The sequence below is a fragment of the Rossellomorea pakistanensis genome (assembly GCF_016908495.1).
GTDB classification, from domain to species: domain Bacteria; phylum Bacillota; class Bacilli; order Bacillales; family Bacillaceae_B; genus Rossellomorea; species Rossellomorea pakistanensis.
The window spans coordinates 151593-172433 of the sequence record NZ_JAFBDZ010000002.1 but is presented as its reverse complement, the minus strand read 5'-3'; the positions used below and the strand labels follow the sequence as shown (position 1 = coordinate 172433).

General features: G+C 39.4%; 16 protein-coding genes. 2 read left to right on the top strand and 14 right to left on the bottom strand.

Annotated features, from left to right (window positions below; all coding sequences use genetic code 11):
- Nucleotides 1-188: 188 nt before the first annotated feature.
- From JOC86_RS08605 to JOC86_RS08560, 10 genes are all read right to left on the bottom strand, one after another.
- Nucleotides 189-1793: a CTP synthase gene (locus JOC86_RS08605; protein ID WP_205170702.1), complete on the bottom strand. Its 1605-nt coding sequence runs from the start codon at nucleotides 1791-1793 to the stop codon at nucleotides 189-191.
- A gap of 220 nt (nucleotides 1794-2013) precedes the next feature.
- On the bottom strand, nucleotides 2014-2553 hold the full coding sequence (gene rpoE, locus JOC86_RS08600; RefSeq protein ID WP_205170699.1) for a DNA-directed RNA polymerase subunit delta: 540 nt from the start codon (nucleotides 2551-2553) through the stop codon (nucleotides 2014-2016).
- Nucleotides 2554-2716: 163 nt separating this feature from the next.
- Nucleotides 2717-2965 (bottom strand): hypothetical protein, encoded by a 249-nt coding sequence (locus JOC86_RS08595; RefSeq protein WP_239587493.1) that lies wholly within the window; start codon nucleotides 2963-2965, stop codon nucleotides 2717-2719.
- Between the two features lie 362 nt (nucleotides 2966-3327).
- A complete protein-coding gene (gene icmF, locus JOC86_RS08590) occupies nucleotides 3328-6594 on the bottom strand; it encodes a fused isobutyryl-CoA mutase/GTPase IcmF (RefSeq protein ID WP_205170696.1) in 3267 nt (1088 codons plus the stop codon).
- Nucleotides 6594-7247 carry a TetR/AcrR family transcriptional regulator gene (locus tag JOC86_RS08585; protein ID WP_205170694.1) on the bottom strand — a complete coding sequence of 218 codons (654 nt, stop codon included), beginning with the start codon at nucleotides 7245-7247 and terminating at the stop codon, nucleotides 6594-6596. The genes icmF and JOC86_RS08585 overlap by 1 nt, the downstream gene beginning before the upstream one ends.
- A 275-nt stretch (nucleotides 7248-7522) precedes the next feature.
- On the bottom strand, nucleotides 7523-8662 hold the full coding sequence (locus JOC86_RS08580; protein ID WP_205170692.1) for an acyl-CoA dehydrogenase: 1140 nt from the start codon (nucleotides 8660-8662) through the stop codon (nucleotides 7523-7525).
- Between the two features lie 66 nt (nucleotides 8663-8728).
- Nucleotides 8729-9865 (bottom strand): acyl-CoA dehydrogenase, encoded by a 1137-nt coding sequence (locus tag JOC86_RS08575; RefSeq protein ID WP_205170690.1) that lies wholly within the window; start codon nucleotides 9863-9865, stop codon nucleotides 8729-8731.
- Between the two features lie 24 nt (nucleotides 9866-9889).
- Nucleotides 9890-10741, bottom strand: a complete 852-nt coding sequence (locus JOC86_RS08570) for a 3-hydroxybutyryl-CoA dehydrogenase (protein ID WP_205170688.1) — start codon at nucleotides 10739-10741, stop codon at nucleotides 9890-9892.
- A 2-nt stretch (nucleotides 10742-10743) separates the two neighbouring features.
- On the bottom strand, nucleotides 10744-11940 hold the full coding sequence (locus tag JOC86_RS08565) for an acetyl-CoA C-acetyltransferase (RefSeq protein WP_205170686.1): 1197 nt from the start codon (nucleotides 11938-11940) through the stop codon (nucleotides 10744-10746).
- Nucleotides 11941-12285: 345 nt separating this feature from the next.
- Entirely contained in the window at nucleotides 12286-14400 is a 2115-nt protein-coding gene (locus JOC86_RS08560; RefSeq protein WP_205170684.1) for a 4Fe-4S dicluster domain-containing protein, read from the bottom strand.
- Between the two features lie 256 nt (nucleotides 14401-14656).
- Here JOC86_RS08560 and cls point away from each other — a divergent pair, with 256 nt between their 5' ends.
- Nucleotides 14657-15856: a cardiolipin synthase gene (gene cls, locus JOC86_RS08555; protein ID WP_205170682.1), complete on the top strand. Its 1200-nt coding sequence runs from the start codon at nucleotides 14657-14659 to the stop codon at nucleotides 15854-15856.
- Nucleotides 15857-15876: 20 nt separating this feature from the next.
- Nucleotides 15877-16869 (top strand): UV DNA damage repair endonuclease UvsE, encoded by a 993-nt coding sequence (gene uvsE, locus JOC86_RS08550; RefSeq protein ID WP_205170679.1) that lies wholly within the window; start codon nucleotides 15877-15879, stop codon nucleotides 16867-16869.
- A gap of 282 nt (nucleotides 16870-17151) precedes the next feature.
- Here uvsE and JOC86_RS08545 read toward each other — a convergent pair whose 3' ends face one another.
- From JOC86_RS08545 to speB, 4 genes are all read right to left on the bottom strand, one after another.
- A complete protein-coding gene (locus tag JOC86_RS08545; protein WP_205170676.1) occupies nucleotides 17152-17331 on the bottom strand; it encodes a XapX domain-containing protein in 180 nt (59 codons plus the stop codon).
- A gap of 141 nt (nucleotides 17332-17472) precedes the next feature.
- Nucleotides 17473-19140: an arginine--tRNA ligase gene (argS, locus tag JOC86_RS08540; protein ID WP_205170673.1), complete on the bottom strand. Its 1668-nt coding sequence runs from the start codon at nucleotides 19138-19140 to the stop codon at nucleotides 17473-17475.
- Nucleotides 19137-19589: a YwiB family protein gene (locus JOC86_RS08535; RefSeq protein WP_239587491.1), complete on the bottom strand. Its 453-nt coding sequence runs from the start codon at nucleotides 19587-19589 to the stop codon at nucleotides 19137-19139. The genes argS and JOC86_RS08535 overlap by 4 nt, the downstream gene beginning before the upstream one ends.
- Nucleotides 19590-19930: 341 nt before the next feature.
- Nucleotides 19931-20803 carry an agmatinase gene (speB, locus tag JOC86_RS08530; protein WP_205170670.1) on the bottom strand — a complete coding sequence of 291 codons (873 nt, stop codon included), beginning with the start codon at nucleotides 20801-20803 and terminating at the stop codon, nucleotides 19931-19933.
- Nucleotides 20804-20841: the final 38 nt, after the last annotated feature.

The following is a 20841-nucleotide window of genomic DNA, read 5'->3' as shown; positions in this document are numbered from 1 at the left end:
TCAGTCCTTCCCATCCATGGGTGGATTCTGAATGGTATTGTAGTTCATGTAAATTTTATAAAGAATTCTTGGGAGTGACGGACCCCCTGTAGTTAGAAGTTGTTGCTAAATTGGACGCTTGGCGATGTATTAAAATAGACTATAACAAAATCCCCCATCCAAAGGATAGGGGATTTTGTTCATTAAGCTTATTTTTCTCCATTCACCAAGGCCGCATTGATAAAGTCTCTAAAGAGTGGTTGCGGGCGGGTTGGGCGGGATGTGAATTCTGGGTGGAATTGGGAAGCAACAAACCAAGGGTGGTCTGCTAGTTCTATGATTTCCACTAGGCGTCCATCAGGGCTTGTTCCTGAGAAAATGAATCCTTCTTTTTCCATTTGTTCACGGTAATGGTTATTGAACTCATAGCGGTGACGGTGGCGCTCATAAACGACTTCTCCATCATATGCTTCGTAAGCTTTTGTCCCTTTCATTAATTTACATGGATAGAGTCCAAGACGAAGGGTTCCGCCTAGATCCTCAATGTCTTTTTGCTCTGGTAATAAATCAATGACAGGATAATTTGTTTCCGGGTCTAGTTCAGCGGAATGAGCTCCTTCTAGACTAAGGACGTTGCGTGCATATTCGACTGATGCTAATTGCATTCCTAAACAAATTCCAAGGAAAGGTACTTTATTTTCACGTGCATATTGAGTAGCGGCAATTTTCCCCTCTACTCCACGATCTCCAAAGCCACCTGGTACAAGAATTCCGTCAACCTCTTGAAGAAGTTCTCCAACGTTTTCCTTTGTAACGAGTTCAGAGTTTAACCATTTTACTTCAATGTCCGCGTCAAATTGATAGCCAGCATGCCTTAAAGCTTCAACAACGGAAATATACGCATCTTGTAATTCTACGTATTTCCCGACTAAGGCAATTTTCGTTTTACGAGAAAGGTTACGGACTTTGTTTAATAGTTCGTTCCATTCTTCCATATCTGGTTCACGACAATCTAGCTTTAGATGCTCACATGTGAGTTGATCTAGCTTTTGTTCTTGCAAGGAAATTGGGACAGCATATAAAGTGTCTGCATCCATCGCTTCAATAACCGCTTTTTCATCAATATCACAGAAAAGAGCAATTTTGTCCTTCATGTCTTGTGTCATTGGCATTTCAGTACGAACGACGATAACGTTAGGTTGAATACCTAGACTGCGCAGTTCTTTAACACTATGCTGTGTCGGTTTTGTTTTCATTTCTCCTGCTGCCTTAATATATGGAACTAATGTACAGTGAATATACATTACATTGTCACGGCCTACGTCACTTTTAATTTGACGAATGGCTTCTAAGAATGGAAGGGATTCTATGTCTCCAACCGTTCCGCCAATTTCCGTGATGACTACATCTGCATTGGTTTCACGGCCTGCACGGAATACGCGTTCCTTAATTTCGTTCGTAATATGTGGAATCACTTGTACGGTTCCACCTAAATAATCTCCGCGGCGTTCTTTCTTTAGAACCGTGGAATAAATTTTCCCTGTAGACAAACTACTGTATTTTGTTAGATTAATGTCTACAAAACGCTCATAATGACCTAAATCCAAATCCGTTTCAGCACCATCATCTGTTACAAAAACTTCACCATGTTGGTATGGACTCATTGTTCCAGGGTCCACGTTAATATATGGATCAAACTTTTGGATTGTTATCGATAATCCTCTATTTTTTAATAGTCTTCCTAGAGACGCAGCTGTGATACCTTTTCCTAAAGATGACACAACACCGCCGGTAACAAAAATATACTTGGTCACAAAGTGGTCCCCCTTTAAAATATTTCCTAAAAAAAGTATGTTCAGCTAAGCTGAACATTAGTCTAAAAAAGTAGATTTAATTGAGATTGGGTGAAAAAATAAAAAACGCCCCACTTACTGTTTGCAAGTAAGGGGAGCGTTGAATGTATTCGTTCTGTCCTTTTTTAAGGAGCCCAAATAAAATACTACCTTCCTAAAAGTAAGAAGTCAAGAACAGATTTCATTTCTGTTCTTCATCCTCTTCGTCATCGTCTTCATCCTCTTCATCGTCATCTAAGTCGTATTCATCATCTTCGATTTCAAGGTCATCATCTAGATCTTCGTCATCGTCGTCGAAGTCTTCGTCATCATCGTCTGAGAGATCCTCTTCATCGACATCGTCAAGTTCATCATAGTCTAATTCCTCTTCATCCAGATCCTCAAAATCTTCCTCGTCTCCATCAACTGCTTTTTTCGCTTTTTTCTTTCTCGTTTTGATGGTTGGTACTGTTTCTTCTTCAATTTGATCAACAGGATACCAAGCTCTTAGTCCCCAGCGATTTTCACCAAGAGCCATGAAGCGGCCATCGATATTTAAATCTGTATAAAATTGAACCATTCGAGAGCGAACTTCACTCTCAGATAACTCAAGGATATTACCAATTTCCTTTAATAGGTCATTGAATGAACAAGCTTGCTTTTTATCAACTAGTATTTCATGAGCAATTTCAATAAAAGACATCTCAAGTAATTCTTCTTTTGCTATTTTCTTTAGACTCACAGTACGCACTTCCTTTCTCTAATTAACACCCTAAGAGATAGAGTGAAAAAGGGCAAAAACCTTAGATTTTCGCACAAAAAACCATATTATTCATTATAAACAAAAGACGTATGTTTATGCTATATTTATCTAGTTTTTCTTTGTTTTTTTTACTTTCATAGAGTCAGGGCGTTTTGCCTTCCTCCATCTGTGGATTTTGCCCTCTACCATTCCCTTTTGTACATTCACGGTAGGCCTCATAGGTGAAATAAATAGAAAGAATTAAGAATGGTATGGAACCGAGCTGATGGTGATATAAGAATAGAGAAAGTGCAAATACTATAATTAGGAGTCCATATTTAATGAGAGTCTTCACATTTTCACTTCCCGTATAAAAAAGTCCGTTAATCGCCTTATTTATCTTCATCCCCATTATAATAGAAACCGTCGAAAATTAATATTAAGTCTCCGTTAAATTTTAGGTAAGACGGTTCTATTCTTAACACATCTTCCACTCTTTAAACAAGTGATCAACCGTAAACTTTGCAGCCTTTTAGAACAAAAGTAAAGCCCTGAGGAGTCTGACTAAGAACCAATTGGTTTACTTATCAGACCTCAAAGCTTATAAAAAACAACAATCTTCACGAAAAGAGTCAATATAATAAAGAGGGTATCCCAAACCAAGGTGACAGGAACTACTCCTTCAATAGATAGAAGAACTATCAAAAACACCTTCTAACTATTGAAAAATAAGTAGGTCCGTATCCCTTTAGGACACCCTCACTCACTCCGGAGTTACATATTTCTTCGGTATTGACCACCCACCTCATAGAGGGCTTTTGTAATTTGGCCAAGGCTTGCAACTTTTACCGTTTCCATTAATTCAGCAAATATATTTCCATTATTAACAGCTGCTTCTTTTAAACGTTTAATCGCCTCAGCTGTTTTGTCCTCATTACTTGATTGGAATTCTCGTAAGTTCTTAATTTGTGTTTCTTTCTCTTCTTTTGAAGCTCTGGCAAGCTCCATATTATTCATTTCATCTTCTGACGGAGGATTAGGATTCAAATACGTGTTCACCCCGACAATAGGTAATTCACCAGAATGCTTCTTCATTTCATAGAACATTGATTCTTCTTGTATTTTCCCTCGTTGGTATTGTGTTTCCATTGCACCAAGTACGCCGCCACGATCATTGATACGTTCGAATTCTGTTAATACGGCATTTTCTACTAAGTCCGTTAATTCTTCAATTATAAAAGACCCTTGAAGTGGATTTTCATTCTTTGTTAATCCGTGCTCTTTCGTAATGATCATTTGGATAGCCATTGCACGTCGAACGGATTCTTCCGTCGGTGTCGTAATGGCTTCATCATAGGCATTAGTATGAAGTGAATTACAGTTATCCTGAAGTGCCATCAGTGCTTGTAAGGTCGTGCGGATATCATTGAAATCAATTTCTTGGGCATGCAGTGAGCGGCCTGATGTTTGAATATGGTATTTAAGCTTTTGGCTTCGTTCATTCGCTCCGTATTTATCCCTCATGACCGTTGACCAAATTCTTCTTGCCACACGACCAATCACCGTATATTCTGGGTCAAGTCCGTTTGAGAAGAAGAAGGAAAGGTTTGGTGCAAAGTCATCAATATTCATTCCACGGCTTAAATAATATTCCACATACGTAAAGCCATTTGCAAGTGTGAAGGCTAGCTGTGAAATTGGATTTGCCCCGGCTTCTGCAATATGGTACCCAGATATCGATACTGAATAGTAATTTCTTACTTTATGATCAATAAAGTATTGTTGAATATCCCCCATCATTCTTAAAGCAAACTCAGTTGAGAAGATACAAGTATTTTGACCTTGATCTTCTTTTAAAATATCCGCTTGAACCGTACCCCTTACAACGGATAATGTGGCTTCTTTTACCTCTGTAAACTCTTCCAAGCTGAGTGTTCTTCCAAGTTCTTCTTCTTTCTTTTTCACCTGTTGATCAATGGCTGTGTTCATAAACATCGCTAAGATGATCGGGGCAGGACCGTTGATCGTCATCGATACAGAAGTAGACGGATGGCAAAGATCAAAGCCACTGTATAGCTTTTTCATATCCTCTAACGTACAAATGCTTACTCCACTTTCTCCAACTTTCCCATATATATCTGGGCGATGGTCTGGGTCTTCACCATAGAGTGTAACGGAGTCAAATGCGGTACTTAAACGCTTGGCATCATCATCCTTAGATAGGTAATGAAAACGGCGATTCGTTCTTTCAGGTGTACCTTCACCAGCAAACTGACGTTTCGGATCTTCACCCTTCCTCTTAAATGGGAACACTCCTGCAGTGTACGGGAAAGCTCCCGGGACATTTTCTTTGTATACCCAAGCGAGAATTTCACCAAAGTCCTCGTATTTTGGAAGAGCAACTTTAGGAATATCTAATCCAGATAAGCTTTTCGTTTTTAATTCAGTGATGATCTCTTTATCACGAATCTTCGTTATAAATTGATCCCCACTATATTTGTCTTTTAAGTCATTCCACTGGGCTAGAATCTTTTTAGATTGTGGCGTTAACTTTTCTTCGGTTTCTTCTTTTAAAGTGCGAAGTGAAGTAAAGATATCCTCGTTTACTTCTTTTTCCTTTACCGCTTCAATCGCGCCTTCTAATTGGAAAATCTTGCGGGCAATTCTCGCCTGTTCTTCTGCTTTTCGATGGTATCCACGAACAGTCTCCGTGATTTCTCGTAAATAGTAACGGCGGTCGTTTGGAATAATGACATTTTGTTTTTCAACATCTACATTTTTAGAGAAGGATGTTTTCCAATCGATGTTTTTCTTTTCTTTAATAACATCCAGCAATGCAGCGAACAATGCGTTTGTTCCAGGGTCATTGAACTGGCTCGCAATCGTTCCATATACAGGCATTTCATCTAAATCTTTATCAAACAATAAATGACTGCGCTGATATTGCTTTTGAACTTGGCGCTTGGCATCTTCCGACCCTTTCCGCTCAAATTTGTTGATCACAATTAAGTCAGCAAAATCAATCATATCGATTTTTTCTAGCTGGGTCGGCGCTCCAAATTCACTAGTCATAACGTACATAGATAAATCACAAATTTCAGTTATTTCTGCATCCCCTTGACCGATTCCGCTTGTTTCGACAATGACTAAGTCATAACCTGCTGCTCTTACTACGTCAATCGAATCTTTAATGGCTAATGACAGCTCCGTTTTGGATCCCCTTGTTGCCAGACTTCGCATGTACACTCTGTTATTGAAGATCGCGTTCATTCTGATTCTGTCACCTAAGAGTGCCCCGCCTGTTTTTTGTTTCGTCGGATCAATTGAAAGAATCGCAACTTTTTTATCTTCTAATTCATTTAAGAAGCGTCGAATCAACTCATCCGTTAAGGAACTTTTTCCTGCTCCACCTGTACCTGTAATCCCCAATACTGGTACTGATTTTGCCAGTGATTTCACCTCTGTTAACACCGTTTGAGCTGTTGCAGCTGCTTCTTGTGTTGCCGTCATTTGATATTCTGCAAGTGTGATTAGCTTAGAGATTGCCTGAATATCCCCGGATTGAAGCTTCTCTGTTTCATGCTGAATGCTTTCTGTAACGGTCGGAAAGTCACACTCCTCAACCATGTTATTGATCATTCCTTGGAGGCCATGAGTTCTTCCATCCTCTGGTGAAAAGATTCTTGCAATTCCGTAGTCATGCAATTCTTTAATCTCTTTCGGGATAATCACCCCGCCTCCTCCGCCGTAAATGCGAATATGAGAAGCACCTTTTTCTTTTAGAAGATCATACATATATTTGAAATATTCTACATGTCCTCCTTGATAAGAAGAGATCGCTATTCCTTGGACATCCTCTTGAATTGCCGCATTTACAACCTCTTCAACTGAACGATTATGCCCAAGATGAATAACTTCTGCTCCAGTTGCCTGGATAATTCTTCTCATAATATTGATGGAAGCATCGTGACCGTCAAAAAGACTAGAAGCTGTAACAAACCGTACATGGTTCTTCGGTTTATAAATCTCTACAGTGCTCATTATTCTCCCCCTTTTCTTTCACTCGTTTCATACCCCTTTATTCCTGAAAATAATAAGTCTGTTTGCATTTCAATATAATCTTCGATAGAAAATCTTTTCTGCAGTGCCCAGCGTCTGAATCCCCACATTTGACCTTGGACAAAAATATTATGAGCGAACATATGGACTTGATTTTCGTTTAGAAGAAGCTCTCCTTTTTCTACACATCTCTGGATTAATGTTTCGAACATCCCGACCATTTCGAGTTCTTTTCTAATCACATACGGTAAGGCATCCTTTGAGAGTGATTTTGCTTCCTGATACATAACAAGGACTTCATCCTGCATATCATTTACTACTCGAAAATAATGAGCAATCCCCAACCTTAAACTTTCCAATGTCCCTTTTTCGAGATCCATCCCTTGAAGCTGGTTTTTTACCTGCTCATAGATACTATCGCAGACTAAATATAGTACATCTTCTTTTGTTCTAATATATTCATATAATGTGCCAATACTAAATCCTGCGGCTCGAGCAATCTCTCTTGTCGTGGTGCGGTGATAGCCTTTTTGTGTAAATAGAGAGACAGCTCCTCGTATCATCTCATCACGCCGTTTTTCTACTAATTTTTCGTCTTTTACTGAGGCATGAACCTCTCTTCGTTTATTAAGCATGTCCCAACCGCCTTTTACCGCATTCTTCCTAATATGAACCGTCACCTTTTTTTAAAACCTGGAAAAGATCTAATTTCCCATCCCCATAGAAAATAGATTTGTATGCCTGTTTTCGCAAGCCATAATGCCAGCAATACCCGAATCCTTTTTTATGTTTGATATCAGTAAGGGAAAAATCGGACTGATAAAGTGCTTACGAAAACAGCTATTTATTAAAATCCCCTTTTTTTAACCGTGCCTTTTCTCCCCATTCACTATAAATCCCCTGTAATTGACTATTTTGTAATCATTCGAGAAATTACGAGTCTTTGTATCTCTTGTGTCCCCTCATAGATCTGTGTAATTTTAGCATCTCTCATGTAGCGCTCGACTGGATAATCTTTTGTATAACCATATCCCCCAAAGATTTGGACCGCTTCTGTCGTTACTTTCATCGCTGTATCTCCAGCCATTAGTTTCGACATGGCTGATTCTTTTCCGTATGGCATTCCTTCAGACTCTAACCATGCTGCTTGATAGGTTAATAATCTAGATGCTTCAATACTTGTTGCCATATCAGCTAATTTAAATGATATTCCTTGATTGGCTGCAATTGGCTTACCGAATTGCTCGCGTTCTTTTGCATAGTCAATAGACGCGTCAAGGGCTCCTTGTGCGATCCCAACCGCTTGGGCTGCAATTCCATTTCTTCCCCCATCCAATGTCATCATGGCAATCTTAAAGCCATCTCCTTCATTTCCAAGAAGATTCTCTTTTGGTACTTTACAATCTTCAAAAACAATTTCTGTTGTTGGAGAGGAACGGATCCCTAATTTCTTTTCTTTCTTCCCAACCGAAAACCCTTCGAATCCGCTTTCAATAATAAAGGCACTTGTTCCGCGTCGTCTATCTGAAGGATCTGTTAAGGCAAACACCACATAGATATCGGCAATACCTCCGTTTGTAATAAAGATCTTAGATCCGTTTAAAATGTAATGCTCTCCGTCGAGCCTAGCGGTTGTTTTCATTCCACCTGCATCTGAACCAGATCCCGGCTCTGTTAATCCGTAAGCACCGATTTTTTCACCTTGCGCCATCGGTCTTAAATATTTCTGTTTTTGCTCTTCACTTCCAAATTTAAAGATTGGCCAGCCTGCTAAAGAAGTATGAGCGGAAAGGGTTACACCTGTAGAAGCACATACACGTGAGAGCTCCTCTACTGCGATACAATAAGCCAAATAATCACTGCCAATTCCACCGTACTCTTCTGGCCATGGAATACCCGTCAATCCTAGCTCAGCCATTTTCTTGAAAATTTCCATGTCAAAACGTTCTTCTTCATCACGTTCAGTCGCGGTTGGTTCAACTTCATTCTTAGCAAAATCACGAACCATTTTGCGGATCATTTCATGCTCTTCTGTTAGTTGGAATCTCATCTTTTTCTCCCCTTGTGTTTTAATCTGTAAATATACAATCTTATTTTCTAAGATAGGATAAACAGTTTATTTTAGCAGATGCTTACCAATAACCATTCGCTGGATTTCGCTTGTTCCTTCATATATTTCTGTTACTTTTGCATCTCGGAACAATCTCTCTACTGGATAGTCCTTTGTATAACCATAACCGCCATAAACTTGGATCGCTTCTGTCGATACATCTACTGCTGTTTTTGAAGCGAAAAGCTTTGCCATCGATGCTTCTTTCCCACAAGGAATCCCTTTTGTTCGTAGCTCAGCGGCTCTATAAACCAACAACTTCGCTCCTTCAACACTTGTTGCCATGTCTGCAAGCTTAAATCCAATTCCTTGCTGAGCAGCAATGGGTTTACCAAACTGAACACGCTCTTTTGCATAGGCTGTTGCATAATCGAAGGCACCTTCAGCAATACCAAGTGCTTGTGCAGCAATACCAATTCGGCCTACCTCAAGATTCGCCATCGCAATTTTGAAGCCTTGCCCCTCTTCTCCAAGTAAATTTTCAACTGGAACTTTCATATCTTCAAAGGTTAATTGTACGGTTCTTGAACCATAGAGACCCATCTTGTGTTCATCCTTACCAATGACCAAGCCAGGAGTGTCCTTTTCGACGATAAAAGCTGAAACCCCACCGCTTCCATTTTCAGGTGACGTTGAGGCAAAGACGATGTAGGTGTCTGCTTCGCCTCCATTCGTGATAAACACTTTTGATCCGTTAAGAACGTAATGATCGTCTTTTTTCACTGCTTTTGTTTTTAAGCCGCCTGCATCCGAACCAGCACTTGGCTCTGTTAAACAGAAGGCACCAAGATATTCCCCAGAAGCTAATTTCGGAATATACTTTTGTTTCTGTTCCTCTGTTCCAAAGTAAAGAATAGGATTCGTCCCTACAGAAGTATGAACGGATAGGATTACTCCTATTGTTGCACTTACTTTGGATAGCTCATGAATGGCAATGATATAGGAGGTGAAGTCCATTTCTGAACCGCCATATTTTTCAGGAGTGGTAATCCCCATCAGTCCAAGGTCAGCCATTTTCTTTAGGATTTCGCGTGGAAATTCTCCCTCTTCCATCTTTTCAATAAATGGGTCAATCTCTGTTTGTGCAAAATCTCTTACCATTTTCCTCATCATTTGTTGTTCTTCCGTAAACGCAAGTTCCATCCTTTTTCCCCCTTGATGTGATCGCTACTCGTATGAATAGAAGCCGCGGCCTGTTTTACGCCCTAGCCAGCCTGCTTTAACATATTTTCTGAGGAGTGGACAAGGTCTATATTTGTCATCCCCGAACCCTTCGTGAAGAGTTTCCATGATGTATAGACAAGTATCGAGTCCAATGAAATCAGCTAGAGTTAATGGCCCCATTGGATGATTCATACCAAGCTTCATAACCTCATCAATAGCTTCCTTACTTGCAACACCTTCATATAATGTGAAAATAGCCTCATTAATCATTGGCATTAAGATGCGGTTAGATACGAATCCAGGAAAGTCCTCTACTTCAACCGGAACTTTGGATAAACTCTTTGTCATGTCTTCAATTGCTTGATACACTTCATCCGTTGTTGCTAGCCCACGAATAATTTCAACAAGCTTCATAACAGGAACAGGGTTCATAAAGTGCATCCCAATCACTTTTTCCGGTCGCTTTGTTGCTGCAGCAATTTCTGTAATTGGTAAAGAAGACGTGTTCGATGCTAGAATTGCATGCTTAGGGGCAATTTCATCTAATTGTGAAAAGATTTTTGTTTTGATCTCCATATTTTCAACAGCTGCTTCGATCACTATGTCTACTTCTTTTGCATCTTGTAAATCTGTAGACTTGGTTAAACGACGTAATACCGTTTCTTTTTCATCTTCTGCCATTCTTCCTTTTTCTACTGAACGAGATAAATTCTTTGTAATTCCATTGAGTCCTCTTTCTAAAAATTCTTCTTTTAGGTCATTAAGAACCACTTCGTACCCAGCCTGTGCACAAACCTGAGCAATCCCTGAGCCCATTTGTCCAGCACCTATGACCATCACTCTATTAATCTTCATTCCTACATCTCCCCGTTCTTATTTTTTGGAACTTCAATCATGACGGCATCTCCCTGCCCGCCACCGCTACATATGGAAGCAATCCCAATTCCTCCACCGCGACGCTTTAGTTCATAAGCAAGGGTTAAAATGATTCTTGCTCCACTAGCTCCGATGGGATGACCTAATGCGACTGCACCCCCATTTACATTGATTTTTTCAGGGTCTAGGTTGGCAATTTTACCGCTTGTTAATGCCACCGCGGCGAACGCCTCATTAATTTCAAATAAGTCGATTTCATCTATCGTTTTTCCTGTTTTCTTTAGAAGTTCATTGATGACAAGTCCTGGAGTTTGAGGGAAATCCTTCGCTTCAACGGCAATCGCTGTGTGACCTAGAATATAAGCGAGTGGAGCTTTCCCTTCTTTTAAGGCACGGTCTTCACTCATTAATACCATCGCTGCCGCTCCATCGTTGACCCCGGGAGCATTTCCAGCTGTGATTGTACCTTCTGAACCAAAAACCGGCGCTAGTTTTGATAATTTGTCAATAGAGGTATCTTTACGTGGACCTTCATCTTGATTGACAATGATAGGGTCTCCTTTTCTTTGAGGCACTTCCACCGCAACGATTTCTTCGGTCAATTTATCTGCAGCCTTCGCAGCTAATTGGTGGCTGCGTAATGCCCATTCATCCTGTTGTTGTCTTGTGATTTCAAATTCTTCAGCTGTTTCATTTCCATAAGTTCCCATATGCACACCATTAAAAGTACATGTTAAGCCGTCATGTACCATAAGATCCTTCACTTGTGAATCACCCATACGGAAACCAAAGCGTGCTTTTGGCATTGCATATGGAGCATTGGACATGGATTCCATTCCACCTGCCACAATTACTTCTTCGTCACCCGCACGAATGATTTGGTCGGCTAATGTTACACTTCTCATTCCGGACGCACATACCTTGTTAATGGTTTCCGTCTTTACATTCCATGGAAGACCAGCGAAACGAGAAGCCTGTCGGGAAGGAATTTGTCCCTGACCCGCTTGAAGAACAGTACCTAAAATCACTTCTTGAACATCCTCAGAACGAACTCCTGAACGTTTCAGAGCTTCCTTAACAGCAAAGCCTCCTAATTGTGATGCCGTAAAAGAGCTTAAGCTCCCGCCTAATTTTCCAAACGGTGTTCTGGAACCTTCTAAAATAACAGTTTTCCCCATCTTTAATTTCCTCCCTTTTCTATGAATCTATTAGCATATTGATACCGCTTTCATTTATTTGACTGAACGCTCGCTCACTAGTAAAGGAAAGTGGAAGCGCCTTGAAACAGGCCGGACAAGCATGAGACGAGTCACATAGAAAGGGTATTTTTCCCTTTCTATGTCCATTCGCTTTAACTTCGTAAGGCCAAGGCGCTAGAGTTGGATACTAAACTTTTCTTCAGTTAACATTCAAAAATTTTTATCCTTTTTTACTAAGGGACAAAATCTGTCCCCTCTATACATTTTAATGGAAATTCAGAATGATTGAAACGAAAATTATAAATTTTTCATCATTTTTGAAAATTAAGCGATCTCTTCTTCTTTCTGACCTCCGAATATTGCTTTTTCTAACAGCTCAGCAACATCCAGTGTTGCAACGTTTTCTTCCACTTCCTTCGCTTTCGTTCCATCAGACAGCATAGTTAAGCAATACGGACAGCCAGAACTGATGACAGAAGGGTTTACTTGCAGTGCTTGCTCTGTACGAGAAACATTCACTCGGTGTCCCGTATCTTCTTCCATCCACATGAGTCCTCCCCCAGCTCCACAGCACATTCCTTTTTCACGATTTCTCTCCATCTCAATAAGCTTTACGCCAGAAATGGACTTTAAAATATCCCGTGGTGGATCATAAACTTCATTGTATCTTCCGAGATAGCAAGAATCATGGAATGTAATCGTTTCATTAACTTCATATTTTGGCTTTAAGCGTCCCTCTTCGATAAGCTGTGCAAGAAGCTCTGTATGATGATAGACTTCCCCTTCAAAACCAAAATCCGGATACTCGTTTTTGAAAATATTATAAGCGTGTGGATCAATCGTAATGATCTTTTTAACATTATTCTTTTCAAATTCTGCGATATTTTGAGTCGCTAGCTCCTGGAATAAAAATTCATTTCCAAGACGACGTGGTGTATCGCCAGAGTTCTTTTCTTTATTTCCAAGAATCGCAAATTTGACTCCAGCCTCATTAAGAAGCTTTGCAAATGCTAAAGCGATTTTTTGACTGCGGTTATCGAAAGAACCCATGGATCCAACCCAGAATAAGAACTCAAACTCTTCTCCGGCTTTTTTCAATTCTTTTACTGTAGGAATATGAACGTCTTCTCTTGCTTCACGCCAATTTTCGCGCTCTTTACGATTTAACCCCCATGGATTTCCTTGACGCTCGATGTTTTGCATTGCGCGTTGTGCATCGGCGTCCATTTTCCCTTCTGTTAACACTAAATAACGGCGAAGGTCAATGATTTTATCAACATGCTCATTCATCACTGGACACTGGTCTTCACAATTACGACATGTCGTACAAGCCCAGATCTCTTCTTCTGTAATAACATCTCCAATTAAACTTGGACTATAGTGTGCAGCAGATGCTGCCTCTTCTGCCGCTGCCGTTGCACTTGCCATTGCAATCTGATTTCCTTTCGTTTGATTGAAAGCAAATGTTGGTACCCAAGGCTTCTTCGATGTGACCGCTGCCCCATGGTTCGTTAAATGATCACGTAATTTTACAATCAAATCCATTGGAGAAAGCATCTTTCCTGTCCCGGTTGCAGGACACATATTTGTACAGCGTCCACATTCAACGCAAGCATAGAAATCGATCATTTGCGGCTGAGTAAATTCTTCAATTTTTCCTACCCCAAAGGTTTCAGCCGATTCATCTTCAAAATCAATTGGTTCCAGTTTCCCAGGGTTGTCTAAACGGTTAAAATACACATTTGCAGGCCCTGCGATTAAGTGAGCATGCTTCGATTGTGGAACATACACTAGAAAAGCTAATAAGAAAATCAAGTGAATCCACCAAGAGATATAGAAAATGGCAATAGAGGCGGTTTCACCAATGCCTCCCAGCGCTCCTGCAATAAGAGAAGCAACAGGCTCTGTCCATGCCAGCTCTTCACCATGCCAGATCAGCCCCATACCGTTTCCAAGTAAAACGGATAGCATTAATCCTCCAATGAATAGGAGAACCAAACCAGATTTAAACCCTCTTTTTAAACGAACAAGCTTTTCCACATAACGACGATGGAATGCCCAAACAACGGCCACCAAAATCATTAAAGTGACAAGCTCCTGGAAAAAGGTGAAACCAGGATATAATGGCCCAAGTGGCAAATGAGATCCTGGTGCAAGCCCTTTCCAAATAAAATCAATAGCACCGAATTGAACAAGAATAAACCCATAAAAGAACATGACGTGGATCGTCCCACTTTTCTTGTCTTTCAGTAATTTCTTTTGTCCAAATACGTTTACACCAATTTTCTTTAATCTTTCTTTGACATTTTGATCAAATTCAACTTTTTTCCCCAGTTTAATATATTCCATTCTTGTTTTTACAACATATACAAATAACCCGACTGCGTAAGCGGTTACAATCAAAAACGCAATCCAGTTAATCCAGAGTAATGCATTCACTACCAATCCCTCTCCCTTCCTAGGTGCATGACCGTTTCCCCCTTTTGCCTTTGTTCAAATTCTTAAAAAGAAAATAATATTCAGAATGTTCCTTATCTCCATTATATAATGAATGAGCATTCAGTCAAATGCTTTTTCAATTTTTTTGTATTCTCTAATAACATATACTAAAGTGCATGGATGTCTTAACAGATTCAAGTAATTAAAACATAATTGGGTATACTAACGTGTAATCGAGAGTGAAAGAGTGATTTTGATGTGGTGGATTTGGATAATCATTGTAATGATTTGTATTCTACTCTGGTTCTGTATTGATTTTTACATTGGTAGAAAAAAATTTGTTAAACAAGCTGTAGCTAGAGAATATCCGATAAGACAAAGTGACATAGAGCTCATTGCCTCAGGTCCCAACTTGTTCAAAAAATTATTTTCTGACATTGAAAAGGCACAAACTTCTATTCACATTCTTTTCTACATTGTGCAGGATGATCATCTTGGGAAAAAATTTTTTCAATTGCTTATAAAAAAAGCAAAAGAAGGAATTGAGGTACGCCTTATCCTTGATAGACTAGGAAGTCATAAAATTACAAGGAAAATGGTTAAAGAACTCCATGATCAAGGGGTTCAACTATATTTCAGTAAAAAACCTTCTTTTCCTTTAATATTTTTTTCGATTCAACAAAGAAATCACCGGAAAATTACTGTTATTGATGGAAAAATAGGGTATTTAGGCGGGTTCAACGTTGGAAAAGAATATATAAATGAAGATCAAAAATTGGCACCTTGGAGGGATTATCATCTAAGAATTTCCGGAGAAGGTGTTCAGGATATGCAATCAGAATATTTGATTGATTGGAAGCGATCAGCAAAAGAAAAACTCTTCAATCAATCATTATATTTTCCACCACTTGAAAAAGGAATGATGAATCATCAGTTATTCCCAACGGAAGGAATTAAAATAGAAGATGTGTTTGCAAGCTTTATTCGTGAAAGCAAAGATCGAATCATTATCGGTTCCCCCTACTTTATACCGACTGACCGGGTAATGAAAGAACTCGTCCATGCATTAAAAAGAGGCGTGTCATTAAATATTGTTGTCCCTAATAATTCAGATCATATTCTAGTAAAGGAAGGATCATTTAAATACCTTAGAACTCTCCTCTCCCATGGAGCGAATATTTATCAATTTCAGGATGGGTTTTACCATGGGAAAGTGTTTATGGTGGATGATAATCTTTGCGATATAGGAACCGCAAATTTTGATCAACGAAGCTTTTTTCTTAATCTTGAATGTAATATGTTGATTTATGACAAATCTTTTATTAAAAATGCGCTTCAGCAAATCAATGATGATTTAACTCAGGCGGATTTTTTGAAGAAGGAAGACCTCGATTCTGTCAGTTTATTTACCAGAATAAAAGAAGGGATTGCTTCAACTATTTCCATTTTGTTATAAAAATTCAGTGAAAGCAGCTTGTGACTACTCTCGCTGTCCAAAAAAGGTGGAATTATCATGCGGACCGGTTAGGGTTTGTAGCCAATGCTCTTTCACTCTGGGATGCAAGCCCGTCTAAAACAATGACATTTAAACGCTTTTCAGAACTACCACAAACAGAAAGAATGGACCGTTTAAAGGAAATAACCGCAGCTAATCTAATCCATACAAAACGCATTTTGTATTACCTTGCTGCTCATGAAATATCTGTCTATAGATTATCCAGCTCACTTGTCCCTTTAGCGACCCACCCTGAAGTGAAGTGGGATTTCCTAACGCCTTTCCAAAAAGAATGGGATGTACTTGGACGTTTAATAAAGCAATTTTCGATTAGGGCAAGCTTTCATCCTAATCAATTTACTCTTTTTACAAGCCCTCGAGAAGACGTGACTCTTAATGCAATTGAGGATATGCGTTATCATTATAAAATGTTAGAAGCAATGGGAATTGCCAAACAATCAGTCATTAACATTCATATCGGAGGAGCATATGGAGATAAAGCCACTACATTGTTGAGGTTTCATAAAAACTTAATGAAGCTCCCTTCGCCAATCAAAGAGGTCATGACACTGGAAAACGATGATAAAACGTACAATGTCGAAGAAACGTTAAAAGCCTGTCATCAAGAAGGGATTCCAATGGTGCTCGATATTCATCATCACCTCGCTAATTCTGATGGTGTTGGGGATCTAAAAACGTACTTACCTTCCATAGTAAAAACTTGGGAGCACCGCACTCTCCCTCCTAAAATTCACGTCTCTTCTCCAAAATCAAAAAAAGCGTTTCGTTCACATGCTGATTATGTAGATTTCGATTTTATTTATCCGCTACTAAAGGACCTAAAAAGATTAAATCAGGACGTAGATTTAATGGTGGAGGCAAAAAATAAAAACCTTGCGATGCTGAAATTAATAGAAGATATCTCAAAGATTCGGGGAGTGAAAAGGATTACAGGTGGAATAGTGGAGTGGTGAAGCTAGATTTGATATAGTGCTATCACTAAGCATTCTTTTCACGAAAAATCATGCTCAGAGTTTACTTTTTTTATCTATTTTAATGGGTTTATTTTCAACCTTTGTATTTTTATTTTCAACTATGATGGATTTATTCTCAACTTTTGCATTTCTATTTTCAACTTTGATAGTTTTATTCTCAACTTTTTACAGTTTATCGATTTCTCGACAAAATCCTACAAGTATTTATATTAAGAAACGATTTATCCCCACGGTCTGACTAGCCTCAGACATGTACATTTATTATTTCATAAACGACTCAAATAATGGCTGAATCCACCCAAATACTTTAAAGCCTAGATATATTCCGACAATCCCCATAATTCCTGCAAATGCAGGTGGTGCTGGAATAGGTAATCGAAACATCGCAAAGATAAAACCAGCTCCAAATCCCGTTAACAATGCAATAAAAACCTCTTTCATGAAAAGTCCCTCCTTATTTAGTAGGTTAACCTAATGTCATCATCCTATGTCAATAAAAAAAAGTGACTCAGGCATCAAGAACCACAGCCTCTAAGTGGTTCCTGACACGAACTGAGTCACCTTTTCGTTCTTTTACTAATCTTACATGGATTCTGGTGCAGAAACACCAATCAGTGCTAATGCATTTCTTAATGTCATTTTTACGGATTCAATTAAAGCTAAGCGGGCTTTTGTCAGTTCCTTTTGTCCCTCATCTAGTACTTTCTCTGCGTTGTAAAAGCTATGGAAGGTTGCCGCTAAATCATTTATATAATTCGCAATGCGATGTGGTGTACGTTTTTCAGCTGCATCTGCTACAACCTGAGGGAAATCACCTAACACTTTTAACAAATCAATGGCTTTTTCACTCTGAATGAGAGAATAGTTTGCTTCCATTGATGTGAACCCTAGCTCATTCGCCTGTCTTAGAATACTGCAAATACGTGCATGTGCGTATTGGGCATAGTAAACCGGGTTTTCATTAGACTGTGATACAGCTAAATCTAGGTCAAAGTCCATATGAGTGTCCGCACTTCTCATGGCAAAGAAGTAACGTACTGCGTCTAAACCAACCTCTTCAACAAGTTCACGCATTGTTACAGCTTTTCCTGTACGTTTACTCATTTTCATCTTTTCACCATTTTTATAAAGGTGGACGAGCTGAATCACCTCGACTTCAAGCTGTTCCGGATTAAAACCTAATGCTTCAATCGCCGCTTTCATTCTTGGAATATATCCATGGTGGTCAGCGCCCCAAATATTTATGAGGATATCGTGACCACGCTCTATCTTATCTTGATGGTACGAAATATCTGGTGTTAAGTATGTGTAAGAACCATCATTTTTGATTAATACACGGTCTTTGTCATCTCCAAATTGAGTAGAGCGGAACCATGTTGCTCCTTCTTCTTCATATACATGTCCGTTCTCTTTTAAAGTCTTTAATGCATTATCAATTTTTCCATTCTCATATAAAGAGGTTTCAGAATACCAAACATTAAATGGTACACGGAAAGCTTCCAAGTCTTTTTTTAGTTTTTCCATTTCATATTTCAAGCCATATTGACGGAAAAAATCATAGCGTTCTTTTTCGTCAGCTTGAGTGTAATGGTCACCGAACTCCTCTGCTAGCTTTTTCCCTATTCCGATAATGTCTGCCCCTTGATAGCCATCCTCCGGCATTGGTTTATCCTGTCCAAGGGCTTGGAAATAACGAGCTTCTACAGATAGAGCAAGATTATGAATTTGGTTTCCAGCATCATTAATATAGTATTCACGCGTTACATTATAGCCCGCTTTCTCTAAAACATTACAAAGAGAATCACCGACAGCCGCACCACGAGCATGTCCTAAGTGGAGATCCCCTGTAGGATTAGCTGAAACGAACTCGACGTTAATTCGTTCACCTTTTCCAGCATCAGAGCTTCCGTAAGCTTCATTTGCTTTTAGAATCGTAGGAATTAGGTCTGTTAAGTAGGAGTTATTCATATAAAAATTAATAAAACCTGGTCCGGCTATGTCAATTTTTTCAATTGACGCTTTTGAATGATCAAAGTGAGCTACAATGTCATCTGCGATCATTCTTGGGGCTTTTTTGGCTACTCTTGCTAGCTGCATAGCCATATTTGTTGAATAATCCCCATGACTTTTATCTTTTGGCGTTTCTAGTATGACATCTGGGATTTGTTGTTCTGTAGCTAAATTGGCTTTTATTACGGCTGCTTTAATTTCGGACTTTAATTTTTCCTGAACTGTTTCTACTATGTTCATAACTCTTGAGTCTCCTCCTTAAATGAGATCACCATATAATATTTACCTACTGAGCTTCCCTGCATATGCAATTCATAATGGACTTGAAATTCACCGCTATTATTTTCTTCGTATTCCTCATACGTAAGCTTATTCGTGGTCGTAGTTAATAAGAGTGTGCCGATTTCTGTTTCATATGAGCCATTTAATTCATGTGCTTTATTAAAGGACAATCTCATTTTGACAGCACCACTTCGCAAAATCAGGGCGTTTTCACTTGCCATTTTGATGATAGTATGAACGGTCCCTTCTTCCTGGACTTCATCATATTTCAAATAAGCAGTATCCCCTTTTTTATAGTATCGTCCAAATGCAAATAGCTCAAAAGAATCTTTCTCATCACCATGCTGTATATCCGTTCTCAAGTGAATTTTCACCGGTATCTGCTTCTCACTACTATGTACCGCCAACCCACTCACATCCTTTAAAACAATTTTTTACCCTTTACCGCATTAACGCACCCAGGGACGGTTCTCGAACGGGGTAATCGGGTAATGCTGTAGCGTATTAACGCAACAATATAATGATTTAAGTCTTTTTCCGATGTATAACGATAACCTTTCTAGTATAAAAATTTTTCGTCAAAAAAGCAATGGAAGGTACGTTTTGGTGGAAATGGGAAAAGGGGTGACCCGATAAAGAAGTTAGGTTCACCTTCATATTAGGTATCGAAATGGAGCTTCATGTTCGATTTCCACTTTGAAGGTGTTATGTCTTACTTCTTATTCTGGGTCTACCCCTTAATTTGAAATTATTTTACCCATCCTAACAGCATCTCGCGGATAAGCTTGCTAGCTGTATTCGCAGTTTGTTCGGAATGATCATAGATTGGTGCAACTTCGACTAAGTCTGCCCCAACTACATTCACTCCTGATCGAGCAATTTCATGGATGGAAGCTAATAGTTCACGTGAAGTGATTCCACCGGCATCAACGGTTCCTGTTCCCGGTGCATGGGCAGGATCTAATACATCAATATCAATCGTGACATAGACTGGGCGTCCTTCTAAAGTAGGAAGAATCTCTTTTAGAGGCTCTAAAACCTCAAACTTGGAGATATGCATCCCATTCTCTTTTGCCCATTGAAACTCTTCCTTCATGCCGGAACGAATGCCAAATGAATATACATTCGAAGGTCTGATGTGCTCGGCAATTTTTCTTATTGGTGTCGAATGTGAAAGAGGCTCTCCTTCATAATCCACTCGAAGATCTGTGTGCGCATCCATATGGATTATAGCTAGATCCTTATATTTCTTTGACATAGCCTTCATAACTGGCCAAGATACTAGATGTTCTCCGCCCATACCAAATGGGACTTTCCCATCTGCTAGAAGCTCATCAATATAATCTTCTATTAGTTCAATGCTTTTTTGAGGATTTCCAAAAGGTAGTGGAATATCCCCTGCATCGAAGTATTTTACTTCTTCTAATTCACGATCCAAATATGGACTATATTCTTCAAGTCCAATAGAAACCTCACGGATTCGCGCAGGCCCAAAGCGAGAGCCAGGACGGTAGCTGACGGTCCAATCCATCGGCATTCCATAAAGGACCACCTGACTGTCTTCATAGGACGGATGACTGCAAATAAACACATTACCGGAATATGCCTCATCAAATCTCATCTTTATGTGACCTCCCTATTTAGGGACGGTCCTCGATT